This is a genomic window from Lentzea xerophila, assembly GCF_051094245.1.
Classification (GTDB): Bacteria; Actinomycetota; Actinomycetes; order Mycobacteriales; family Pseudonocardiaceae; genus Lentzea; species Lentzea xerophila.
Map to the genome: position 1 here is coordinate 8,583,140 of NZ_CP194934.1, position 17,979 is coordinate 8,601,118.

The 17,979-nt window shown below is 69.3% G+C and carries 18 protein-coding genes and 1 riboswitch; of the genes, 11 read left to right on the forward strand and 7 right to left on the reverse strand.

All coding sequences use genetic code 11. From position 1 onward, the window contains the following. Window positions 1-19: 19 nt before the first annotated feature. A complete protein-coding gene (locus tag ACRSBM_RS41245) occupies window positions 20-1,639 on the reverse strand; it encodes an IS1634 family transposase (protein ID WP_434440539.1) in 1,620 nt (539 codons plus the stop codon). A 204-nt stretch (window positions 1,640-1,843) separates the two neighbouring features. Between ACRSBM_RS41245 and ACRSBM_RS41250 the strand changes: the two genes are divergently transcribed. Continuing rightward, window positions 1,844-2,836 (forward strand): IS481 family transposase, encoded by a 993-nt coding sequence (locus tag ACRSBM_RS41250; RefSeq protein WP_434448954.1) that lies wholly within the window; start codon window positions 1,844-1,846, stop codon window positions 2,834-2,836. On the opposite strand, the gene glyA is transcribed toward ACRSBM_RS41250, so the two are convergent. Both glyA and ACRSBM_RS41260 read right to left on the reverse strand, forming a co-directional pair. After that, a complete protein-coding gene (glyA, locus tag ACRSBM_RS41255; RefSeq protein WP_434452133.1) occupies window positions 2,833-4,050 on the reverse strand; it encodes a serine hydroxymethyltransferase in 1,218 nt (405 codons plus the stop codon). The two genes, ACRSBM_RS41250 and glyA, sit on opposite strands and share 4 nt — an antisense overlap. A gap of 13 nt (window positions 4,051-4,063) precedes the next feature. Beyond that, a riboswitch (ZMP/ZTP riboswitch) is annotated at window positions 4,064-4,148 on the reverse strand. Between the two features lie 5 nt (window positions 4,149-4,153). Then, window positions 4,154-5,257, reverse strand: coding sequence for an FAD-binding oxidoreductase (locus ACRSBM_RS41260; protein WP_434453453.1), 1,104 nt, complete (start codon window positions 5,255-5,257; stop codon window positions 4,154-4,156). Window positions 5,258-5,587: 330 nt separating this feature from the next. Here ACRSBM_RS41260 and ACRSBM_RS41265 point away from each other — a divergent pair, with 330 nt between their 5' ends. Together ACRSBM_RS41265 and ACRSBM_RS41270 are read left to right on the forward strand one after the other, a co-directional pair. Next, a complete protein-coding gene (locus ACRSBM_RS41265) occupies window positions 5,588-6,226 on the forward strand; it encodes a pyridoxamine 5'-phosphate oxidase family protein (protein ID WP_434453455.1) in 639 nt (212 codons plus the stop codon). Between the two features lie 118 nt (window positions 6,227-6,344). Continuing rightward, window positions 6,345-8,012, forward strand: coding sequence for an MDR family MFS transporter (locus ACRSBM_RS41270; RefSeq protein WP_434452134.1), 1,668 nt, complete (start codon window positions 6,345-6,347; stop codon window positions 8,010-8,012). On the opposite strand, the gene ACRSBM_RS41275 is transcribed toward ACRSBM_RS41270, so the two are convergent. Further along, window positions 7,910-8,164, reverse strand: a complete 255-nt coding sequence (locus ACRSBM_RS41275) for a VOC family protein (protein ID WP_434452135.1) — start codon at window positions 8,162-8,164, stop codon at window positions 7,910-7,912. The two genes, ACRSBM_RS41270 and ACRSBM_RS41275, sit on opposite strands and share 103 nt — an antisense overlap. Before the next feature lie 156 nt (window positions 8,165-8,320). On the opposite strand from ACRSBM_RS41275, the gene clpB reads away from it, so the two are divergent. From clpB to ACRSBM_RS41295, 4 genes are all read left to right on the forward strand, one after another. Further along, a complete protein-coding gene (gene clpB, locus ACRSBM_RS41280; protein WP_434453457.1) occupies window positions 8,321-10,903 on the forward strand; it encodes an ATP-dependent chaperone ClpB in 2,583 nt (860 codons plus the stop codon). After that, the gene (locus ACRSBM_RS41285; RefSeq protein ID WP_434452136.1) at window positions 10,900-11,277 is read left to right on the forward strand and encodes a hypothetical protein; all 378 of its coding nucleotides are present in this window, start codon (window positions 10,900-10,902) and stop codon (window positions 11,275-11,277) included. Before clpB ends, ACRSBM_RS41285 begins: the two co-directional genes overlap by 4 nt. Window positions 11,278-11,355: 78 nt before the next feature. Further along, window positions 11,356-12,090: a hypothetical protein gene (locus ACRSBM_RS41290; protein ID WP_434452137.1), complete on the forward strand. Its 735-nt coding sequence runs from the start codon at window positions 11,356-11,358 to the stop codon at window positions 12,088-12,090. A gap of 41 nt (window positions 12,091-12,131) precedes the next feature. Beyond that, window positions 12,132-12,905: an SDR family NAD(P)-dependent oxidoreductase gene (locus ACRSBM_RS41295; protein WP_434452138.1), complete on the forward strand. Its 774-nt coding sequence runs from the start codon at window positions 12,132-12,134 to the stop codon at window positions 12,903-12,905. A gap of 12 nt (window positions 12,906-12,917) precedes the next feature. On the opposite strand, the gene ACRSBM_RS41300 is transcribed toward ACRSBM_RS41295, so the two are convergent. Next, window positions 12,918-13,469 carry a hypothetical protein gene (locus tag ACRSBM_RS41300; RefSeq protein ID WP_434452139.1) on the reverse strand — a complete coding sequence of 184 codons (552 nt, stop codon included), beginning with the start codon at window positions 13,467-13,469 and terminating at the stop codon, window positions 12,918-12,920. Window positions 13,470-13,534: 65 nt separating this feature from the next. Between ACRSBM_RS41300 and pyrE the strand changes: the two genes are divergently transcribed. The 4 genes from pyrE to ACRSBM_RS41320 are packed head-to-tail and all read left to right on the forward strand — an operon-like array spanning window position 13,535 to window position 16,277. Then, window positions 13,535-14,089: an orotate phosphoribosyltransferase gene (gene pyrE, locus ACRSBM_RS41305; protein WP_434453459.1), complete on the forward strand. Its 555-nt coding sequence runs from the start codon at window positions 13,535-13,537 to the stop codon at window positions 14,087-14,089. A gap of 59 nt (window positions 14,090-14,148) precedes the next feature. After that, the gene (locus ACRSBM_RS41310; protein WP_434452140.1) at window positions 14,149-14,517 is read left to right on the forward strand and encodes a DUF2784 domain-containing protein; all 369 of its coding nucleotides are present in this window, start codon (window positions 14,149-14,151) and stop codon (window positions 14,515-14,517) included. Next, a complete protein-coding gene (locus tag ACRSBM_RS41315) occupies window positions 14,489-15,154 on the forward strand; it encodes a TrmH family RNA methyltransferase (protein WP_434452141.1) in 666 nt (221 codons plus the stop codon). Before ACRSBM_RS41310 ends, ACRSBM_RS41315 begins: the two co-directional genes overlap by 29 nt. Before the next feature lie 25 nt (window positions 15,155-15,179). Beyond that, window positions 15,180-16,277: a glycoside hydrolase family 76 protein gene (locus ACRSBM_RS41320; protein ID WP_434452142.1), complete on the forward strand. Its 1,098-nt coding sequence runs from the start codon at window positions 15,180-15,182 to the stop codon at window positions 16,275-16,277. On the opposite strand, the gene ACRSBM_RS41325 is transcribed toward ACRSBM_RS41320, so the two are convergent. Then, the gene (locus ACRSBM_RS41325; protein ID WP_434452143.1) at window positions 16,267-16,998 is read right to left on the reverse strand and encodes a sugar phosphate isomerase/epimerase family protein; all 732 of its coding nucleotides are present in this window, start codon (window positions 16,996-16,998) and stop codon (window positions 16,267-16,269) included. The two genes, ACRSBM_RS41320 and ACRSBM_RS41325, sit on opposite strands and share 11 nt — an antisense overlap. Next, entirely contained in the window at window positions 16,992-17,966 is a 975-nt protein-coding gene (locus ACRSBM_RS41330) for a LacI family DNA-binding transcriptional regulator (protein ID WP_434452144.1), read from the reverse strand. Before ACRSBM_RS41330 ends, ACRSBM_RS41325 begins: the two co-directional genes overlap by 7 nt. Window positions 17,967-17,979: the final 13 nt, after the last annotated feature.

The window sequence follows — 17,979 nt, forward strand, 5'->3', positions numbered from 1 at the left end:
TTTCCGAGGTGGGATTTGATCATCTTGGCCTGGTTGGATCAACCTCTAGCAGGGCCAGGAGTGTGGCCTGTAGTGGTGGTGGTTGCGGGATGCCGGGAGGTTCGTTCGCGGTGGCAGGGATGAGCCGGAGCCGGGCCAGCGCCTCGAAGATCAGCCGGCCGGTGGGTTTGGCGGGGCGTCCGACGTAGAGTCCGTCGAGTGTGGTGTGCGGGGCGATCGCGAGTCGTGTCTGGCGTTCGATCAGGCAGAAGATCAGCAGTGCCAGGCAGATCACGGTGATCAGCGCGGCGATGCGCCGGTTGTTCTTGAGGAACAGCGGCGCCACCGCGAGTGGTCCCTTGAACGCGCCGTAGCGGCGTTCGACGGTTTCCTGGCCCTTGTAGCGGCGCAGCACTTCGGCCGTGTCGGCGTCGGCGGGATGAAGGTTGGTCAGCAGCGCGTGCCAGCCGTCGAGGGCGGCCTCGGCGGCCAGGGCCTGGTCGTCGAACTCCCAGGCCAGGGCGGGTTTGCTGGTGGCGGGGTCGGTGCTCACCGTGGCGCGCAGCAAGGCGCTGACCCGGCGGGCCTTGCTGATCGTGGCGATCCGGGCGGTGACTGACGCGGCGTCGGGATAGTGCCGGCTGCCCAGCCCGCGTGCCAGCCGCCCCAGGTCGGCGCGGGCCTGGGCGAGTTTGCGTTCTCGTGCGGTGACGGCGGCCTGGGCGCGGGCGGTGGAGTGCACGAACACCCGGCGCAGCGTGAGCACGGGGTCCTTCTTGCGGGGCCCGGTCAGCGTCATAGTGTCCTCGAGCACCCGCCACCGGCCCTGCTCGGCGGTAGGCTTTCCCAGGTCTCGTTCGGCCACGTGGTCGACCTCGACTGCGGCGTGGATGTCCAGCGTGGCAAGGACAGCGGCCGGGACGTAGGTCTTGGACGCGGGCGCCAGGAACGCGACACCGGCATCAGCCATCGCCACAAGGTTGCTGTAGGACACCAGTTTGGAATCCCCGACCAGCAAGAAGTCCCGCGGCGCGGCCATTTTCGTCAGCGCGGTCATCGCCGCGACGACCTGAGTCACCTCGCCGGCGTTGCCGTCGTAGGCGCGGTGGAACACCGGGACCGCGCCGTCGGAGGTGACCGCCAGCCCGGCCTGGATCTGTTTGAGGTCGTGGCGGCGGTCTTTGGGGTGGCCGTACTTCGGGGCCGGGTAGTCCTCGTCGTTGCCGGCGAAGTCCCCGTGCAGGGAGATCGAGGTCATGTCCCAGTGCAGCCGGGACACCTCCAGCCCGAACGCCGAGATCGCCTGGGCCCCAACGGATCCGATGATCCCGTCCAGCTCGGGCGCGATCGCGTCCAGCGCCCGGCCGATCCGGTCGTCGTTGAGCAGCTCGGCGGCGATGCCGAAAACCTCCTCGACCGCCCACTGGCCGGCCCATTCCGATACCCGGACCAGCGGCGCGGGCGAGGTGAGCCGGTTCGCGATCAGCGCCTCGATCACCTGGCCGTGGCTCAGATGCGCGAGATCACGCACCGGACACGCCCGGTCGATGATCCCGGCCAGGTCCAGGCGGCGGCAGTAGTCGGCCACGACCGGCAACGCGCCCAGCGACTTCTCCAGCCTCGCCGTCACATACCGGGCCCGCTGTCCACGTTGATCCACGACCGGACACCCTGGCAGAACTCCCTGATCAGGCAGCCACTGGGCCGCCTGATCAAGTCACTCACTTCTATGTGCGGAAGACGGGTCTAGATGTGATGTCCAGGGACGTTGTTCCGGACGTGATGGCCTGTCGTGAAGACAGGTGAAGGCCTCTGGATGTGAAGTGGAGCTGTCTAGGAACCGCTTCACACACCGGAGGCCTTCGTGTCCCACCCTAACGCCACGCTGACCCCACGGACTCGACTGCGCTTGGCTCGCCTGATCGTGGAACAGGACTGGCGGCCCGCCGAAGCGGCGAAGATGTTCATGGTCGCGGAGCGAACCGCACGCAAGTGGGCCGCCCGCTATCGCGACGAGGGCGGGGCCGGGATGCTCGACCGCAGCTCGCGTCCGCGTCACAGCCCGAACCGCACACCCGAACCGCTCGTGCGGCAGATCGTGCTCCTGCGCTGGCGGCACCGGCTGGGCCCGGTCCAGATCGCGGGCCGGCTGGGCCTGGCCGCCTCCACCGTGCACGCCGTGCTGGTGCGCTGCCGGATCAACCGGCTCTCCCGCATCGACCGCGTCACCGGCGAACCCCTGCGCCGCTACGAACACCCCCACCCCGGTTCGCTGATCCACGTCGACGTCACCAAGTTCGGCAACATTCCCGACGGCGGCGGACACCGCTTCGTCGGACGCCAGCAAGGCGACCGCAACAAGCGAGCCATGCCAGGCCTGCCCAAAGGCAAAGACTACAAACCCTTGACCGGCAAAGCCTTCCTGCACACGGTCGTCGATGACCATTCCCGCATCGCCTACGCCGAAATCCACACCGACGAACGAGGCGACACCGCTACCGCCGTCCTGCGCCGCGCGACCGCCTGGTTCCGCGAGCACGGAGTCGTTGTCGAACGAGTCCTGTCCGACAACGGCTCCGCCTACCGCTCCTTCGCCTGGCGCGACGCCTGCGCAGAACTTGGCATCCGGCACAAACGCACCAGGCCCTACCGGCCTCAGACCAACGGCAAGGTCGAACGCTTCCACCGCACCCTGGCTGACGGCTGGGCCTACGCCCGCCACTACCAGTCAGAAACCGAGCGCCGAACCGCCCTGCCCGGCTGGATCCATTTCTACAATCACCACCGAGCCCACTCCGCCCTCGGAGGCCAGCCACCCATCACCCGGCTGACCAACCTCCCTGGACATCACATCTAGAGGGCGCTGAGTAGCTCCCCGACCTCGGCGGCGATGCGGTCCAGCGCCTGGTCGTTGTCGTGGGCGGCGATCGCGCGGTCGATCCAGTTCGCGATCAACGGCATCTGCCCTGGCTTGAGGCCGCGGGTGGTGATCCCCGCCGTGCCCAGCCGGATGCCGGACGGGTCGAACGGCTTGCGGGTGTCGAACGGGACCGCGTTGTAGTTCAGCTCGATGCCCGCGCGGTCCAGTGCGCGGGCGGCCGGCTTGCCGCCGATCAGCTTCGACGTCAGGTCGATCAGGATCAGGTGGTTGTCCGTGCCGCCGGACACCAGGTCGAAGCCGCGCTCCAGCAGTGCGTCGGCGAGTGCCTTGGCGTTCGCGACGATCGTGTGCGCGTACTCGCGGAACGCTGGCTGCGACGCCTCGTGCAGTGCCACGGCGATCGCGGCCGTCGTGTGGTCGTGCGGGCCGCCCTGCAGACCGGGGAAGACCGCGCGGTCGATCGCCTTCGCGTGCTCGGCGTCGCAGAGGATCATGGCGCCCCGCGGGCCGCGCAACGTCTTGTGCGTCGTCGTGGTGATCACCGGCGCGTGTCCGGCCGGGGACGGGTGGGCGCCGCCCGCGACGAGTCCGGCGATGTGCGCGATGTCGGCGACCAGGATCGCGCCGACCTCGTCCGCGATCCGCGCGAAGGCAGGGAAGTCGATCGTGCGCGGGATGGCGGTGCCGCCGCAGAAGATCACCTTCGGGCGTTCGGCCAGCGCCAGTGCCCTGACCTCGTCCAGGTCGACGACGCCGGTGTCCTTGCGGACCTCGTACTGGACCGCGCGGAACCACTTACCCGTCGCGGACACGCTCCAGCCGTGGGTGAGGTGGCCGCCCATCGGCAGCGACATACCCATCACGGTGTCGCCGGGCTGCAGGAACGCCAGGTAGACGGCCAGGTTCGCCGGAGCGCCCGAGAGCGGCTGGACGTTCGCGTGGTCCACGCCGAACAGCGACTTCGCCCGGTCGATCGCGAGCTGTTCGACCTGGTCGATGACCTGCTGGCCCTCGTAGTACCGCTTGCCGGGGTAACCCTCGGAGTACTTGTTGGTCAGCACCGAGCCCGTTGCCTCGAGCACGGCGGCCGACACGTCGTTCTCGGACGCGATCATGCGCAGCTTGCTGGCCTGACGACGTTCTTCGGCCTGGATCAGGGTGGCGATCTCGGGATCGACTTCGCGCAGCACGGCATCACTCCGTGCCGGGCACCCAGGCGTTCGGTGCGCTCGGCCGTCGCTTCCCGGTGGTCAGTTCCACCCTCGGCACGCCAGTCGCTTCGACGTGCCGAGTTTAGTCCAGCGTGAACGGGTCGTACTTGATCCGGTCGAGCGGGGTTCCGGCGACCAGCATGCGGGAGACCGTCGACCTGATCATGGCCGGGCTGCCGCAGACCAGGACGTCGCGGTCCTCCCACGCGCCGTAGCGGGTGACCACGTCGGCGAGGCTGCCCTGCTCGACACCGCGCACGCCGGGGTCCGACTCCAGCACCGGCACGACCGTGAGCCACGGGTTCGTGGTCGCGATGCGCTGCAGGTTGTCCAGGTCGTAGAGGTCCTCGCGGGTGCGGCCGCCGTAGAACAGGTGCACGCGCGGGTTCTCGCCGTACTGCGCCATCTCGTCGATGATCGCGTGCATCGGCGCGACGCCCGTGCCACCGGCCACCATCAGGATGTCCGACCCGGCCGTGCGGTCGACCGAGAGACGTCCCATCGGCGGACCGATCCGCCAGGTGTCGCCCGCCTGCGTGTGGCCGACTACGGAGCGTGACACCCAGCCGCCGTCGACGGACCGGATGTGGAACTCGATGACGCCGTCTTCGCGTGGTGCGTTCGCCGGCGTGTAGTACCGCCACAGGCGCTTGCGCTGCGGCGTCTCCACGCTGACGTACTGACCGGCCTTGTAGTTGACCGGGTGGTCGGGCTGCAGCCGCACGACCGCGAGGTCCCACGACACGCGCTGGTGCTCCAGCACCGTCGCGTGCCAGTACGCGGGCCCGTTGTCGGCGTCGGCCGCCTCCTGCATGGCCCTGGCCATCAGCGTGTAGGCCTCGGCCCACGCCATCTCGACCTTCGGCGTCCAGGCCGGTCCGGAGAACTTCTTCACCGCGGACAGCAGTGCCGTCCCGACCGCCTCGTAGTGGACGTTGATGACACCGAACTTGCGGTGGTCACGGCCCAGTTGACGCAGGAACGGGATCAGGTCGTCCGGGCGGTCGACCATCTGCACCACGTGCACGAGGGCGCGCAGCAGACGGCTGCGTTGCACCTCCATGTTCGCGGGGAACATCTCGCGTGTGGCAGGCGAGAGCGAGAAGAGCATCCCGTAGAAGAACTTCGCCACTTCTTCGGAATGCGGCTCCACCACCGCGAAGCTCTCCCGGATCATCCGCACCATCGCGGTGACGCCGGGCGGGGGTTCTCGGTGTGGCGGGGAAGGGATGGGGCTCAGCACAGCGTTCGCAGTCATGGTCCGCGCGCAGTCTCCACGTTCTCATTGGCGTTCGGTGGCGCCGGCAAGGCACTGTCCAGGCGCTTTCGTCCTCGTCAAGCATCCGTCCCCCGACAGGGTGGACACTAACCCCTGATCGGGCCTGTTGGCTCCTTGATGCCACCTTCGAGCGAAGTATGACTACCGTGTGCAACTAGTTGTTCCCGCAACAGTGTGAAAGTCGGAGCCCGTCTGTACCGGCTTACGCGCTTGCGTGCTTGGGTGGGGCGCGTGTCCCTGCCTGAGTTGACTGAAACCACCTCACCCGACCGTGTTGAGCTACCGGACGCACTGCCTGGCTCACGCGGTGAGCACTTCCTCCAATGTGCCCTGGAGACGTCCGATCGCGCTACACGCTTCTACTCGGACCAGGTCCTGGACCACCTGAACCCCGCGATGGCCGAGTTCGTCGGCCGGATGGAGATGGCGTTCATCTCGACCGCCGACGCCGACGGCGAGTGCGACTCGACGCTGCGGGCCGGGCCTGCCGGGTTCCTGCGCGTGGTGGACTCGCGGACGGTCGTGTACCCCGAGTACCGGGGGAACGGGGTGATGGCGTCGCTGGGCAACATCATGGAGAACCCGCACGTCGGGATGCTGATGGTGGACTTCGCCGATGACCTGATCGGGCTGCACGTGAACGGCCGCGCCCGGATCGCCCCGCTCGACGAGTTCGCGGAGTTCGCCGGGGACGACCGCAAGATCGAGCGGTGGGTCGTGGTGTCCGTGCGGGAGGCCTACGTCCACTGTCGCAAGCACATCCCGCGGATGGTGCCGGTGGAGCGGGTCCGGCACTGGGGAACGGACGACGCCCGGAAGAAGGGCGGCGACTTCTTCGGGGTCAAGGCCGACAAGGCGGCGACCGAGAGGAACTGAGAGCCGCCGCTGCACGTGGGTCCGGCTTTGGTGTGACGCATCAGCCACCGAATTACTTGGCCTAGCTAACTATCTCCAGATATAGTTGTATCGCATCAACTAACTACTGGAGGTGTGCTTGAACCGGCCCACGTCGCATCGGGAGATCCTCGAAGCGCTGTCCGGCATCTGGGTGGCGTTGCTGGTCGCGATTCTCAGCTCCACCATCGTCTCCAACGCTCTCCCGACGATCCTGGCCGACCTCAAGGGCACGCAGACCCAGTACACGTGGGTCATCACCTCGTTGTTGCTCGCCTCCACGGCCAGCACGCCGCTGTGGGGCAAGCTCGCGGACCTGTTCGACAAGAAGACGTTGTTGCAGACGAGCATCGTGTTGTTCGTCGTCGGCTCGGTGCTGGCCGGGCTGAGCCAGAACATGGAGCAGCTCATCGGGTTCCGCGTGCTCCAGGGACTCGGGATGGGGGGTGTCCAGGCGCTCGGGCAGGTCGTCGTGGGGGCACTGCTCAGTCCGCGGCAGCGCGGCCGGTACAGCGGGTACACCGGCATGGTGATCTCCGCGGGGACCGTGGGCGGGCCGCTGGTCGGCGGGTTCCTCGTCGACGGGCCGGGGTGGCGGTGGTGCTTCTTCGTCTGCGTGCCGCTGGCGCTGGTGGCGCTGGCCGTGTTGCACAAGACGCTGCACCTGCCGGTCAAGAAGCAGCACGTGAAGATCGACTACCTCGGGGCCACGCTCATCACGGGTGGCGTGAGCCTGGTGCTGATGTGGGTGTCGTTCGCGGGCAAGGACTTCCCCTGGTTCTCCAGGGAGAGCGCGCTGTACGTCGGCGGGGCCCTGCTGGCGATCGTCGGGTCCTACTTCGTCGAGCGCCGGGCGTCGGCGCCGGTCATCCCGTTGCACCTGTTCAAGAACCGGACCGTGGTGCTGGCGATGCTCGGTGGCATCGCGGTGGGCACGGCCATGTTCGGTGCCTCGGTGTTCATGGGGCAGTACTTCCAGATCGCTCGCGGGTTCTCGCCCACGAAGGCCGGGCTGCTGACGGTGCCGCTGGTGCTGGGGCTGAGCATCTCGTCGACGGTCAGCGGGCAGTTGATCGCCAGGAGCGGGAAGTGGAAGAGCTACCTGGTCTGGGGCTCGTTCTCGCTGGTCGCGGGCTTGGCGTTGCTCGGGACGATCGACCACCGCACCAACCTGGTGCTGATGGGGGCCTACCTGGCGCTGGTCGGCGTCGGGCTGGGGCTGACCATGCAGAACCTGGTGCTGGCGGTGCAGAACGGGGTGGGGATGGCCGACCTGGGGTCGGCCAGTTCCACGGCCACGTTCCTGCGGTCGCTGGGCGGGACGGCCGGCGTCTCGGTGCTCGGAGCCGTGCTGGCGGCGCACGTGAGCACGCAGACGCTCGACCCCGGCTCCCTCTCCCCGGCGGTGCGGGACTCCTACGGCGACGCGATGGGTGAGTTGTTCCTCATCGCCGCTGGTCTCGCCGTGTTCACGGTGATCGCGGTGTTGCTGATCAAGGAGCAGCCGCTGCGGGACTCGGTGGACGACGAGATTGTCACTCCAACGGGTTCTGGTGCACAGACGGTCGCCACTGAACTTGATTCACCTGTGGATACTGAACAGCCGATTGTGGATAAGTCAGCTTCCGCTGTGGACAGGCTGTTGGTGCTTTCGAGTGACGGCGATCAGGAGGCTGCGGCGCGTTCGGCTGCGCTGCGTTCCACGCAGAACTCGTTGCCCTCGGGGTCGCGCATCGTGACCCAGCCGGTGCCGTCGGGCCTGCGCTGATCGTCGAAGACCGTCGCGCCGATGGCGACGAGGCGTTCGACCTCCTCGTCGCGGGTGAGGTCGGTCGGCTGCAGGTCGACATGCAGCCGGTACGAGGCGATCTCGTAGGAGTCGCGGGCGTCGACCGTGATGTTGTGGATGATTGAGGTCATGGCGCTGATCTTCGCCTGACCCGTGCGACCCGTGCCCGGATTTTCCGGCGGGCGTGTGATCTGGACCGGCTTCAGGGTTGAGCGGAACACGCTCAACTTTTCTGACGTTGTGCGGGATGATGGTCCATGCTGGAGGCTGACCACGAGGTGGAGGAGATGGACGCTTTCAACCCGACGACCAAGACGCAGCAGGCCGTGTCCGCGGCGGTGCAGGCCGCGACGCTCAACGGGAACCCGGACGTGGGGTCCGTGCACCTGCTCGGCGCACTGCTGGCGCAGACGGACGGGTTGACCGCGCCGTTGCTCTCCGCGGTGGGCGCCGACCCCGCGCAGGTGCGCAAGGAGCTCGAACAGCTCTCCCGCTCGTTGCCCAGCGCTTCCGGTTCGACCGTGTCGGCTCCGCAGCTGTCGCGTGACGCCGTGCGGGTGCTCGGCAAGGCGCAGGAGCTCGCCACCGAGATGGGCGACGAGTACGTGTCCACCGAGCACCTGCTCGTCGGGCTCGCGCAGCACGGTGGCCAGGTGGCCGACCTGCTGCGGCGGCACGGCGCGGCGCCGGACGCGTTGACCGAGGCCTTCGCGAAGGTGCGCGGATCGGCGCGGGTGACGTCGCCGGATCCCGAGGGCACCTACAAGGCGCTGGAGAAGTACGGCGTCGACCTGACCGAACGCGCGCGCAAGGGCGAGCTCGACCCGGTGATCGGCCGCGACGCCGAGATCCGCCGCGTCGTGCAGGTGCTGTCGCGGCGCACCAAGAACAACCCCGTGCTGATCGGCGAGCCCGGCGTCGGCAAGACCGCGATCGTCGAGGGCCTGGCGCAGCGCGTCGTCGCCGGTGACGTGCCGGAGTCGTTGCGCGGCAAGAAGGTCGTGGCCCTGGACCTGGGCTCGATGGTCGCGGGCGCGAAGTACCGCGGTGAGTTCGAGGAGCGGCTCAAGGCCGTGCTGAAGGAGATCACCGACTCGGCCGGGCAGGTCATCACGTTCATCGACGAGCTGCACACGATCGTCGGCGCCGGCGCGACCGGCGAGTCGGCCATGGACGCCGGCAACATGATCAAGCCGATGCTGGCGCGCGGCGAGCTGCGCATGGTCGGCGCGACGACGCTGGACGAGTACCGCCAGCACATCGAGAAGGACGCCGCCCTGGAACGCCGCTTCCAGCAGGTGCTGGTCGGCGAGCCGTCGGTGGAGGACTCGGTCGGCATCCTGCGCGGCCTCAAGGAGCGCTACGAGGTGCACCACGGCGTGCGCATCACCGACGCCGCCCTGGTCGCCGCCGCGACGCTGTCCGACCGCTACATCACCGCTCGCTTCCTGCCGGACAAGGCGATCGACCTCGTCGACGAGGCCGCGTCCCGGTTGCGCATGGAGATCGACTCCCGGCCCGTCGAGATCGACACCGTCGAACGTGCCGTCCGCCGCCTCGAGATCGAGGAGATGGCGCTGGCCAAGGAGTCCGACCCCGCGTCCGTCGAACGGCTCTCCGCGCTGCGCGCCGAGCTGGCCGAGAAGCGCGAGGAGCTGTCCGCGCTGACCGCCCGCTGGCAGAACGAGAAGGGCTCCATCGACCGCGTGCGCGGCCTGAAGGAGCAGCTGGAGTCGTTGCGCGGCGAGTCGGAACGGGCCGAGCGCGACGGCGACCTCGGCCGTGCCGCGGAGCTGCGTTACGGCCGGATCCCTCAGCTGGAGAAGGAACTCTCCGTCGCCGCGGAGTCAACCCAGGAAACCGCGATGCTCAAGGAGGAGGTCGGCCCCGACGACGTCGCGGACGTGGTGTCGGCGTGGACCGGCATCCCGGCGGGACGCCTGCTGGAGGGCGAGACCGCCAAGCTGCTGCGCATGGAGGACGAGCTCGGCCGCCGCGTCGTCGGCCAGGCCGAGGCCGTGCGGGTCGTGTCGGACGCGGTGCGCAGGACCCGCGCCGGCGTCGCCGACCCGGACCGCCCGACGGGGTCGTTCCTGTTCCTCGGCCCCACCGGCGTCGGCAAGACGGAGCTGGCCAAGGCGCTGGCGTCGTTCCTGTTCGACGACGAGCGGGCGATGATCCGCATCGACATGAGCGAGTACTCCGAGAAGCACTCGGTGGCCCGCCTGGTCGGAGCGCCTCCCGGCTACGTCGGCTACGACCAGGGCGGCCAGCTGACCGAGTCGGTCCGCCGCCGCCCGTACTCGGTCGTGCTGCTCGACGAGGTCGAGAAGGCGCACCCGGACGTGTTCGACGTGCTGCTGCAGGTACTGGACGACGGCCGCCTGACCGACGGCCAGGGCCGCACGGTCGACTTCCGCAACACGATCCTGGTCCTCACCTCGAACCTGGGCTCGCAGACCATCGTGAACCCGTCGCTGACCGAACTGGAGCGCCGCGACGCGGTCATGGCGGTGGTGCAGCGGCACTTCAAGCCGGAGTTCCTGAACCGGCTCGACGACGTCGTGGTGTTCCACGCGCTCGCCACCGAGGAGCTGACGTCCATTGTGGACATCCAGATCGCCCGGCTGGCGGACCGGCTCGCGGCCCGGCGGCTGACGCTGGACGTCACCGCGTCGGCCCGCGACTGGCTGGCCCTGAACGGGTTCGACCCGATCTACGGGGCCCGGCCGCTGCGGCGGTTGGTGCAGTCGGCGATCGGTGACCAGCTCGCCAAGGAGCTGCTGGCCGGTGAGGTGCGGGACGGCGACACGGTGCGGGTCGACGTGTTGGACGACAACTCGGGGTTGATCGTGGGTCGCGCGGCGTGACCTACGTGAGGTTCCAAGCGGCCCTGCCGGATCGGCAGGGCCGCTTTCTCGGCGTCTTCGCCCTGGTCAACATGCTGTCGCGGCGGGATCAGCTGACCCCGGCGCAGCATTTGTTCCGGCGGCTGAACAACGACTGGTACGACGCCAACTACACCAACCCGTCGACCGTGGACCCGACCGTGTACGCGCGGCCGGAGGCGGTGGCGTGGTTTCGGTTGTCCTCGCGGGACCTGATCTCGCGGGTCGCGGGCTACCTGGACGTTCTCGACGCCCACGGGGTGCCGTGGGCGCGGCTGGACAGCGACGACCCCGGCCGGATCGTCTACGAGGACGCGGATCAGGTCGTCGTCGTGCCGCCTTCGTGCGGCGCCTGACGAGGGGAAAGGCACACCCCGGCCACGACGCGCGGAAGTGATCTTCGTTCCTCGCCCTCGACCCACTACGCTTCAGCTGTGGGCATACCGGCGTGGGTCTGGTTCACCGTCGCCGCGGTGGCGGCCGTGGCGGGGTTCGCCCTGCTCGCGACCGACCGGGCGCAACGAACCGCGCGTAATCGTGAACGGCGCCGTTGGGCTGCCCTGCGTGGCTGGCAGTTCGAGGAGACGGACCACGTGCTGCCGACCCGGTGGGAGGCGGGGGCCATCGCGTACTACGGCACCGGGCTCGCCCGGGACGTCGTCGCCGGCTCGACCTTCACCGCGGACGGGCGGCGGCAGGTCTACGTGCTCGACCACGAGACCGGCGGCAAGGTCAACTCGGTGCTGGTCGGCGTGCGCTGCCGCAGGGCGTTGTCGGTGGTGATCGAGCTGTGGCTGTCGACGGTGCCGTTCCAGCGCGACAACGACAAGATGCCGATGCCGGACCTGCTCGGGCCGGTGGGGTCGCGGTACGCGTTCGTCACGGACGTGCCGGCCGCTCGCAAGATCATCACGCCGGACCTGATCGACGCCGCCGAGGAGATCGGGGGCGACGTCACGGTCGTCTGGCTGGAGAACGACTGGGTGCTGGCCGCCGCGCCGCCGAACTCGTCGCCCGCGCGCCTCGAACGGCTGCTGCGCGACATCGGTGAGCTCGCGGACGTCATCGACCCGTTCGACCCGGACCCCTCCGAGCGCGAGGAGCCGGTCGCGGAGGACGACGAGGGTGGCGAGGTCTACCGGCCCTCGTTCGGTCGCAAGCAGCCCTGACCGGCCCTTCGGCCCCAGGAGCTTTCCGGTTACCGTGCGGTATGCCAACCGCACTGGTGACCGGATCGACCGTCGGGATCGGAGCCGCCTTCGCCCGCAGGCTCGCGGCCGAGGGATATGACCTCGTGCTGGTCGCACGTACCGCGTCCGCACTCGAGGAGCTCGCGAAGCAGCTGCACGACCGCCACGGCGTCCACGTGAACGTCCTGCCGGCCGACCTCAGCGACCCGGCGGACCGCGCCAAGGTCGAGGCCCGGCTGGCCGAGTCGGCCGTCGACCTGCTGGTCAACAACGCGGGCTTCGCCAGCAGCGGCGAGTTCTTCACCGCGGACATCGAAAAGTTGCAGGCGCAGCTCGACGTCAACGTCGCCACGGTGCTGCGGCTGAGCCGAGCCGCGATTCCGGCCATGATCGCGCGTGGCAAGGGCGACGTGATCAACGTGTCCAGCGTGGCCAGCTTCCTGCCCGGCCGCGGCACCAGCTACAGCGCCGACAAGGCGTGGGTGACGACGTTCTCCGAGGGCATGAACCTCGCCGCCGAGGGGACGGGCGTGCGGATCATGGCGCTGTGCCCCGGTTTCGTGCGCACCGAGTTCCACAAACGCGCGAACATCGACATGTCCAAGACGCCGAACTGGCTCTACGTCGACGCCGACCGGCTGGTGCACGAGGGGCTGCGGGACCTGCGCCGCGGCAAGCTGTTGTCGATCCCCGGCCTGCAGTACAAGGCGATCGTGATCGGCGCGAGGCTGTTGCCGCGGCCTTTGCTGCGCAGGCTGGCGTCGCGGGTCGCGGGTGGCCGGGGCCGCACCTGAGCGGCGCCGTCGTCAGGCGGGCCAGTCCACGCCGCCGCTGCTCGTGTGGCTGGTCCCGGTACCGCGAACGACGTCGAAGGCGACCGCGCAGGCGGTCGCCAGCGTCCGCAGCGGCTCGGTGACCTGCGGGTTGATCCGGACGACGTCCCGGCGGACCCGCCTGCCGTCGCGCTTGGCCCGCCTCCCGGTCTCGATCCGCGCGATGTCGGCGAAGTGGCAGAGTCGCCGGCCGGTCGCGTCGTGCAGTGACTGCTGCCACGCGCCGTGCGTCTTGATCGTCCCGATCAGCTGTCCCTGCGGGGTGGTGACCCGTACGTGCGGCCGTCGCCCGAACTGCTTGCCGATGCGCATGATCGGTTGTCCGTGCGGCGCGACGACGTCGAGGTCGAACGTCGTCCAGCCGGAGAACCCGGTGTGCCGCAGGGGTCGTTGCAGGCCGGGGCCGGATCGCTCCCTGACCACCGCGACCGGCACGTCGTGCTCGTCGAACACCTCCACCCGGTAGTGCGGCCGGAACAGCAGGCTCATCGCGGTCCACGGCTGCTCGACGGAGAGGGTGCTCACGGTGATGGAGCGTACGAGGCGTTGGACGCGCGGGTGTGCGAAGCTGACGACCCGTGCGAACTGAAGTGGTCTTGGACGCGAACTCGAAGTCGGAACTCGCTCGTCTGGTGAGCGAGTTGGCCGTGGTGCACGGCAAGGTGACCCTGTCCAGCGGCAAGGAAGCCGACTACTACGTCGACCTGCGGCGGGCGACGCTGCACCACGCGGCGGCACCGTTGATCGGCAAGCTGCTGCGGCAGCTCACGTCCGACTGGGACTTCGTCGCCGTCGGCGGGTTGACGCTCGGCGCGGACCCCGTGGCCTACGCGATGATGCACTCCGCCGCGGTCGACGGTGACGTGCTCGACGCGTTCGTCGTGCGCAAGGCCAACAAGGCGCACGGCATGCAGCGGCAGATCGAGGGCATCGACGTGCGCGGGCAGCGGGTCCTCGCGGTCGAAGACACCTCCACCACGGGCGGTTCGGTGCTCACGGCCGTCACGGCGTTGCGTGAGCACGGGGCCGACGTCATCGGTGTCGCCACCGTGGTCGACCGCGGCACGGGCGCCAAGGAGGCCATCGAGGCAGAGGGCCTGCAGTACCGGTACCTGCTCGACCTGAACGACCTCGGGCTGGCCTGAGGTTTTATCGAGAGCGCTTCGAGCCACCCCGTCCTAGTCTGGAGGACGGGGTGGTGCGAATGGCCGGACTCTTCGCCGAAGCGATCGTGGCGCTGCACTTCACGGTGCTGGCGTTCCTGCTCACGGGCGGTTTCCTCGCCTGGCGGTGGCGCTGGGTGATCTACCCGCACCTCGCGTTGGGCGCGTGGGCGATCCTCAGCATCATCACCCCGACTGTGTGCCCGCTCACGGTGTGGGAGAACGACTTCCGGGCGATGGCGGGGAGGCCGCTGCTCGAGACAGGGTTCATCGACCACTACATCGACGGCGTCTGGTACCCGGAGAGCGCGGCGACGCTGGTCCAGCTGGTGCTGGGGTCGATCGTGATGGTCTCGTGGATCGGCTTCTATGCTGGCGGCCGTGCTGCTCGAAGGCTTTCACGCTGTTAAGCACGCGCTGCGCTTCGGCGCCGATGTGCACCCCTTGATCACGACGGACCTCGCCGCCGCGGTCAGCCTCGCCGAGACGCACGCCCCCGACCTGCGCGAGCGGTTCGCGGCCGCCACCGAGGTCGACCAGAACCACTTCAAGCTCCGGGTCGGCCGCACGCACCCGACCGGCGTGGCCGGGTTCGCGGAGCAGCCGGACCTGCCGTTCGACCGCGCCGCGCCGATCGTCCTGCTCGACAACCCGCGCAACCTCGGCAACTTCGGTGCCGCGATCCGGGTCGCGGCCGGCCTCGACGCCGGTGGCGTGCTCTCCACGGGCGACGTCGACCCCTGGCACCCGAACGTGCTGCGCGGATCCGCCGGCCTGCACTTCGCGTTGCCGGTCGCCAGGGCGGAGAACCTCGACTTCCCCGGCGAGCTCATCGCGTTCGACGCGGACGGTGACCTGCTGAAAGGCCCGATCCCGGACGACGCCGTGCTGGCCTTCGGGTCGGAACGCCACGGGCTCTCCCCGGAGGTGCGCGCGCAGGCCGCCAGGATCGTCCGGCTGCCCATGCGCGAGAAGGTCAGCAGTTACAACCTGACAACTTCTGTGGCCATGGGGCTGTACCACTGGGCGATTCACCGAGCTTCTTGATCGGTCAAGCACGCACCATGGCCAGGTGGTGATCGCGAAACTGCTGGCTGCGCGCGCGGGCGTCGCGGAGCGTGCGGTGTACTCCAGGCACCTTCGACGGGTCTGGGGCGTGCCGGGCACGCTGCTCGGCACGCGGGCGTGGCCCCCGCTGTTCCGGGACAAGATCCACACAAGCTTCAACTACTGGTGGCAGGCGCATCTGCTCGACTGCATGATCGACGGTTACCTGCGCGCGCCCAACGAGCTGCGCAGGACGGCGATCACCAAGGTCGTGCGGGGCATCCGGGTGCGCAACATCCTCGGCTGGACCAACGACTTCTACGACGACATCGCGTGGCTCGGCCTCGCCCTGCAACGCGCCCGGACCGAGGTCGGCATCGCGAAGCCCAAGGCACTGCGGGCGATCGGCGACCAGCTGCGGGAGGGCTGGACCGACCACGCCGGCGGCGGCATCTGGTGGCGGCGCGACGACGACTTCAAGAACGTCCCCGCCAACGGACCCGCCGCGATCTTCCTGGCCCGCCAGGACGAACGCACCGACCTCGCCCGCGCCCGGTCCATCGTGGACTGGGTGGAGGACAACCTGGTCGATCCCGGCAGCGGCCTCGCCTGGGACGGCCTGCACATCCACCCCAACGGCGAGATCCGCGAGTACGAGAAGAACATCTACACGTACTGCCAAGGAGTTCTGATCGGTGCGTGCGTCGAGCTGGCCAGGCACGGCCAGCCGGACAAGTGGCTCGGCAAGGCCGCCCGCACGATCACCGCGGTGCACGACGACCTCGCCACCAACGGCGTGATCAAGGGGCAGGGCGGCGGCGACGGCGGCCTGTTCGCGGGCATCCTCACCCGCTACCTCGCCCAGGCCGCGCTGACGATCCCCGATCTCGACCCCGACCTGCACGAGACCGCGGACCTCGCCAGGGAGCTCGTGGTCCAGTCCGCGGACGCGGTGTGGATGGGCCGTGTGATGGCGGTGAGCGGCCCGTTGTTCGGTCCGGAGTGGACGGCCCCGGCGAACGAGGAGGAAGGGCGCGACCTGTCCGTCCAGCTCGGCGGCTGGATGTGCCTGGAGGCCGCGGCGCTGCTCGAACGCAACGGCCTGGACGTCGCTACGGCGTGATGTAGCTCAACAGCGTCTTGGCGTCCTCACGGAACTGCTCCGGCGAGTCGTCCAGGACGAACTCCAGCAGCGCGTTGCGCTCGACGCCGTCCCGCGCCAGCTCGGCCAGCACCGGCTTCCACAGGTCGCGGCGCCCGGCGAGCGGCAGCCGGTCGGTGAAGCCACCCGGACCCCACGAGAACACGTGCGCCGTCACCGGTTCCAGCGTCCGGACCTCGTGCACGGCCGAGAACACGTCCTGGCCCCCGACCGGCTGCCAGTACGACACCACGCCGTCGACCTCGTCCAGCAGCTGCACCGTCGAGTCGAGCGTGTCCGTCAGTGTGTTGGGGTGGTACTCCAGCGCGATCCGCGTGCCCATCGCCTCGGCGTGCTCCACGGCGTGCTGCAGCGCCTCGACCACCGGTCCGCGATCAGGGCACTCGGCCGACCCGGACCTTCCCGCCCAGACCCGCACGAACGGCGCGTCCAGCTCGGCCGCGGTCTCCAGGATCGCCGCCAGGTCACCGCGATCGGACACACCCGCGCGGTAGTACGACCCGTACGCGGCCACCTTCAGCCCGGTGTCCAGCGCCCGTCGTGCCGCTTCGAAGTCGCCGGGCGGCACGTGCACGTCACCGCCCCACTCCACGGCCTGCAGCCCGCACTCCAGCGCGAGCTCACCGATCTCGGGGACGGTGAGCTGCCGGAACGTCACCGAGACGAGTCCGGGGATCAGCATCCGCAGGACTGCCTGTGCAGGAGCGACGGCGCCAGCCGGATGGTCTCCGGCGGCCGGTCCGGGTCAGCGATCCGGGAGAGCAGCAGCTTCACTGCGGTCCGTCCGATCTCCTCGACGGGCTGGGCCAGGGTGGTGAGCGGCGGTTCGATCAACGTGGCCCACTCGACCTCGTCGTAGGCGACGACGGCCAGGTCGGTGCCGAGCTTCAGGCCGCGGGCGCGTGCCTCGTGCAGCATGCCGATCGTGACGAGGTGGTCCGCCGCGACGACGGCCGTCGCCGGGTCGTCCTGGTCGAGCAGCGGCGCGAGCCAGCCGCTCTGCGAGACCAGTGCCTCGTCCCACTTGAGGCCCGCGCGGCCGAGCCCGAGCCGGTAGCCGAGGATGCGCTCCTCGGTCGTCGCCACGCCCGCCTTGCCGCAGACGATGCCGATCCGGCGGTGCCCCAGTTCCGCGAGGTGCCTCACCAGGCCCGACGTGGCCTGCACGTTCTCCGGCCCGACCTGGTCGATGTCCTTGGCCACGGTCAGCCTGTCCACCAGCACGGTGGGGATGTTCAGCCGCTTGAGCTCCGGCAGCACGAGGCTCCCGCCGCCGGCCGAGGGGGTCAGCAGCAGCCCGTCGACCCGTCTGGACCGCAGCATCCTGACCGCGGTCTGCTCGGATTCGGGGGTGTCCCGCGTGTCGATCAGCACGAGCGAGTAGCCGTTGCGAGTCGCCTCGGACTCGATGGCGGCGATCAGTTCGGCGAAGTACGGGTGGGAGACCAGCGACACGGCCAGGCCCAGCGACTTCGTGCCGCCCATGACCAGCGACCGCGCGATGGCGTCGCCCGTGTACCCGGTCTCGTCGATCGCCTTCTGGACGCGCTCGCGCGTGTCTCCGGCGACCGGCCTCGTCTCGTTGATCACGTGTGACACCGTGGTGATGGAGACCCCCGCGAGAGCCGCGACATCCCGCATGGTGACCATGGCTCGGGACCTT

What these genes read in the sequence shown, in the direction of transcription:
- ACRSBM_RS41260 (WP_434453453.1), bottom strand. Translation starts at nt 5,257, where the DNA reads ATGGTGCGGATGATCCGGGAGAGCTTCGCGGTGGTGGAGCCGCATTCC.
- ACRSBM_RS41275 (WP_434452135.1), bottom strand. Translation starts at nt 8,164, where the DNA reads ATGACCTCAATCATCCACAACATCACGGTCGACGCCCGCGACTCCTAC.
- clpB (WP_434453457.1), top strand. Translation starts at nt 8,321, where the DNA reads ATGGACGCTTTCAACCCGACGACCAAGACGCAGCAGGCCGTGTCCGCG.
- ACRSBM_RS41295 (WP_434452138.1), top strand. Translation starts at nt 12,132, where the DNA reads ATGCCAACCGCACTGGTGACCGGATCGACCGTCGGGATCGGAGCCGCC.
- ACRSBM_RS41310 (WP_434452140.1), top strand. Translation starts at nt 14,149, where the DNA reads ATGGCCGGACTCTTCGCCGAAGCGATCGTGGCGCTGCACTTCACGGTG.
- ACRSBM_RS41325 (WP_434452143.1), bottom strand. Translation starts at nt 16,998, where the DNA reads ATGCTGATCCCCGGACTCGTCTCGGTGACGTTCCGGCAGCTCACCGTC.
- ACRSBM_RS41330 (WP_434452144.1), bottom strand. Translation starts at nt 17,966, where the DNA reads ATGGTCACCATGCGGGATGTCGCGGCTCTCGCGGGGGTCTCCATCACC.